Annotated in this window: 4 protein-coding genes; 1 reads left to right on the top strand and 3 read right to left on the bottom strand. The window is 71.8% G+C overall.

The genetic code is table 11. The annotated features are described in order from the left end of the window. A partial coding sequence (locus GT030_RS33440; RefSeq protein ID WP_161204278.1) for a GNAT family N-acetyltransferase occupies positions 1 to 470 on the top strand: 470 nt, incomplete at its 5' end. On the opposite strand, the gene GT030_RS33435 is transcribed toward GT030_RS33440, so the two are convergent. The 3 genes from GT030_RS33435 to GT030_RS33425 form a co-directional block, all read right to left on the bottom strand. Continuing rightward, positions 446 to 1,240 (bottom strand): SDR family oxidoreductase, encoded by a 795-nt coding sequence (locus GT030_RS33435; protein WP_161204277.1) that lies wholly within the window; start codon positions 1,238 to 1,240, stop codon positions 446 to 448. The genes GT030_RS33440 and GT030_RS33435 overlap by 25 nt on opposite strands. Before the next feature lie 155 nt (positions 1,241 to 1,395). Then, complete coding sequence (locus GT030_RS33430) at positions 1,396 to 3,255, bottom strand: arabinofuranosidase catalytic domain-containing protein (protein WP_161204276.1); 1,860 nt, start codon at positions 3,253 to 3,255, stop codon at positions 1,396 to 1,398. Positions 3,256 to 3,422: 167 nt separating this feature from the next. Further along, positions 3,423 to 4,016, bottom strand: a complete 594-nt coding sequence (locus GT030_RS33425) for a CE1759 family FMN reductase (protein WP_346009799.1) — start codon at positions 4,014 to 4,016, stop codon at positions 3,423 to 3,425. Positions 4,017 to 4,019: the final 3 nt, after the last annotated feature.

Raw genomic sequence — 4,019 nt, 5'->3', positions numbered from 1 at the left:
GCTGGACGGGAGCGGCCGTGGACGACGAGGCGGCCGCGCTCGCGTGGATCGCCGAGCAGGCGCGGGGATGGGAGACGGGCGACCGTATGGGGTTCGCCGTCGTGGCGGCCGATTCGCCCGGCATATCCGACTCCCCCGACGCAGAAGGCGAGTTGCTGGGTCACATCGTGCTCAAGGACGTGTGCTGGGGGGACGGCCGGGCCGAGGTCGGTTACTGGACGGCCGCGCGGGCGCGGGGCCGGGGCGTGGCCCCGCGCGCGCTGACGGCGTTGACCGGGTGGGCCTTCGGCCGGGGGCTGACCCGGCTGGAGCTGCTGCACCAGATGGACAACACGGCGTCCTGCCGGGTGGCTCTCAAGTGCGGCTACGAGCGGGCCGGGATACTGCCCGCCGCACCGCCCGAGTTTCCCCTCGACGGGTGCCTGCACGCCCGGCTGCGGGACGGTCAGGGGAGGATGGCGTCCACGTAGCCGCCGTCCACGCGGAGGGCGCCGCCGGTGGTGGCCGAGGCCTGGGGGGAGCTGAGGTAGACGACCATGTTGGCGATCTCCTCGGGCTCGATCAGGCGCTGGATCAGGGACTGCGGGCGGTAGTCGCGCATGAAGACCCGCTGGGCCTCGTCCCAGGGCAGGTTCTTGTCCACGAGTTCGTAGACGAAGTCCTCGACGCCCGCGGTATGGGTGGGGCCCGCGATGACGGAGTTGACGGTGACGCCGGTGCCGGCGGCCTTCTTGGCGAAGCCCCGGCTCACCGCGAGCAGGGCGGTCTTGGACATGCCGTACTGGATCATCTCGGCCGGGATGACGACGGCCGAGTCGCTGGCGATGTACAGCACGCGTCCCCAGCCGCGGTCGGTCATGCCGGGCAGGTAGAGCCGGGTGAGCCGGACGGCGGCGAGGACGTTGATCTCGAAGTAGCGCCGCCACTCGTCGTCGGTGAGTTCCAGCGGGTCGGCGGCGCCGAAGATGCCAAGGTTGTTGACGAGGATGTCCACCTGGGGCAGGTCGCGCAGCAACTGCTGGGCCCCTTCCTCCGTGGACACGTCGGCGGCGGCCGCGACGAACTCCGCGTCCGGGGCCTGGGCGGCGAACTCGGCGATGCTCGCGGAGACACGTTCCTTGTCGCGGCCGTTGACGGCGACGCGGGCACCGGCGCGGGCGAGGCCCAGCGCGATGGCCGCGCCGATGCCCTGCGTGGAGCCGGTGACCAGGGCGGTGCGTCCGCTCAGATCGAGGTGCATGGTGCGGGGGTTCCTTCCGGTACGGGTGCGGCGGCTGCGCCCAGTGTGCGGGGGCGGGGCGCGGCGGGCGGAGAAGTGCCGTCCGCCCGCGTGTTCACCCCTCCCCCGCAGCCGCTTCCCCCGTATCGGCCGGGGAAGCCCTCGGTGTCGGGCCGTCAGTTCAGCTTGAACTTCTGGGCGGCAGCGCCGTTGCAGTCCCAGATCTGCAGCCGGGTGCCGTTGGCGGTCGTGCCGTTGGGGGCGTCCAGGCAGCGCCCGGACTGTGGATTGCGCAGCGAGCCGTCGGCCTGCTGCTCCCACTTCTGGCCCCCGGCGCCGTTGCAGTCCCACAGTTCGACCTGGGTGCCGTTGGCCGTGCCGTTGCCGTTGATGTCCAGGCAGCGGCCGAGGGTGGCGAGCGAGGAGTCGGAGCGGTGGAACCAGTGCTGGTCGACGGACCAGGTCTGGCAGTCCCAGAGCTGGACGGCGGTGCCGTTGACCCCGGTGTCGTCGGCGGCGACGTCCACGCACTTGCCGCCGGGCGCGGCGACCGGTGCTCCGCCGTTGACGGAGAACTTCTGGGCGGCCGAGCCGTTGCAGTCCCAGATCCGCAGCCGGGTGCCGTTGGCGGTCGTGCCGTTGGGGGCGTCCAGGCAGCGGCCGGACTGGGGGTTGCGCAGCGAGCCGTCGGCCTGCTGGACCCACTTCTGGCCGCCGACCCCGTTGCAGTCCCACAGCTCGACCTCGGTGCCGTTGGCCGTGCCGTTGCCGTTGATGTCCAGGCAGCGGGAGATGGTACCGAGGGAGGTGTCGGGGTTGTGGGTCCAGTGCTGGTCCTCGGCGTAGCTCTGGCAGTCCCAGAGCTGGACGGCGGCGCCGTTGACCCCGGTGTCGTCGGCGGCGACGTCCACGCACTTGCCGCCGGGGCCGGTGATGGTGCCCTGGGGGCCGTTGGGCACGTTGGTCTGGCCGGAGTAACCGGCCGCGACGACGTTGGCCTGCACCGCGTTCTCGGCCGCGTCGGAGGGATAGCCGGAGACCATGGCGCCCTCGAAGAAGGTGCCCATGTTCCAGTTGCTGTTGTCCCCGCCGGTGCCGAGGATGATGCCGCCCTCCTGCTGCATGGGCCGGTAGCCGCCGCGCGAGGGCAGCGCGCCGTCCCACCAGGTGCTCAGGGAACCGGTCTGGGAGTTGCCGCCCTTGAGGGCGTACCGGGTCTGGCCGTCGTTCTTCAGCACGGCGGTGACATAGGTGCTGCTGTTGCCCCGGTTGGCGGGGTTGGAGCCGTTGTCGCCCTGGAACATGCCGTTCTCCAGGTCGGCCTCGACCCAGGGGCCGTTGCCGGTGCAGGGGGCGAAGTAGCAGGTGGTGGCGATGGAGACAGCGTCCATGTGGCCGTTGCCGGTGTCGGCGGGGGTGCGCTCGGCGTTGCCGTAGTCGAAGCAGCAGGCGGAGCCGACGTGGGTGCCGCTGGCCACCATGTAGACGCCCTCGGGCTGTCCGTTGACCGCGACGCCGGAGGCGGCGCCGTTGGAGCGGTAGCCGACGCCGGGCGAGATCCAGATGCCGTAGACCTTGTGGCCGCCCGCGGTGACGGCGAGTTCGCTCGCGTCGGCGGCGCGGTCGGCACCCATTCCGGCGGTGCCGGCCGGTCCGGGGTCGAGGTCGTTGTGGCGGCTGGTCTGGTCGTAGATCTTCGTCATGCGACAGGTGGTGCCGCCGCAGAAGGTGTCCTGGCGGCCCGCGTCCGCGTACCCGCCCGCCGCCAGGAGGCCGATGTCGGTGGCGGCGCCGTCCGAGGCGCGGGTGACCCGGTACAGCGGGCCGTTGTAGCCGGCGAACAGCGCCCGGACGGTGCTGTGCGCGGCGACGCAGGGGGTGCCGGCGGCGGCGTAGATGTCACAGGGCGCCGAACCGGCGGCCCGGGCGGGCGCGCTCAGCCCGGCGAGGGCACCGAGCAGCAGGGCCAGTACGGACAGGACGGCCCCGAGGCGCCCGCGGAGACCTGGTAACACGGCGGATCTGAATGCGCGCATCGTCTGCTCCTTCGGCCGGCCGCGTGGTGGGGAGGCGGAGTCGGTGACTCCTCACGGCGCCGCTCGGGAACGTACGAAGCACGATCGAACACGTCAAGATTTGTTGCTTCAGACTTGCCCAGGCTTTTGCCTGTGTGGTGATTTGTTGCTTTGGGCGGGACCGGAGGTCAGCTTCCGCCCAGCAGCCCCCGCATCGTCGCCAGGTCCGCGTCCTCCTGGGTTTCGCGGGTGCGGGGGCCGCAGGCCCGAAGGAGGCGGGTGAAGTCGGCGGCGGCGGCGTTGATGCGGGCGCCCAGGCCCGCGCCGTCCTGGGTCCCGAAGTCGCTGGTGGCGGCGTAGACGGGGCGCGGGGAGACGATCGCGTGGAGGTAGGAGAACATCGGGCGCAGCGCGTGTTCGAGGACGAGGGAGTGCCGCTCGGTGCCGCCGCTGGCCGCGATGAGAACGGGCATGTCGGAGAGGGTCTCCTCGGGGAGCACGTCGAAGAACGACTTGAACAAACCGCTGAAGGACGCGTTGAAGGCGGGGGTCACCGCGATGACCCCGTCGGCCCCGGCGATGGCCTCGAAGGCCGCGTCCAGCGTCTCGCCGGTGAAGCCGGTGAGCATCGCGTCCATGATGGGGTGCGCCAGCGGGCGCAGTTCGACGAAGGACAGCTCCACCGGCTCGCCCTGCGCCTCGAGTTCACGGGCGACGGCCGCCGCCAGCCGGTCCGCGAGGAGCCGGGTCGAGGAGGGCTCGCGCAGTCCGCCCGAGATGATCGT

The sequence above is a fragment of the Streptomyces sp. SID1328 genome (assembly GCF_009865595.1).
Classification (GTDB): Bacteria; Actinomycetota; Actinomycetes; order Streptomycetales; family Streptomycetaceae; genus Streptomyces; species Streptomyces griseoluteus.
This window is presented reverse-complemented; position numbering and strand designations above follow the sequence as displayed.

What these genes read in the sequence shown, in the direction of transcription:
- GT030_RS33435 (WP_161204277.1), bottom strand. Translation starts at nt 1,240, where the DNA reads ATGCACCTCGATCTGAGCGGACGCACCGCCCTGGTCACCGGCTCCACG.
- GT030_RS33430 (WP_161204276.1), bottom strand. Translation starts at nt 3,255, where the DNA reads ATGCGCGCATTCAGATCCGCCGTGTTACCAGGTCTCCGCGGGCGCCTC.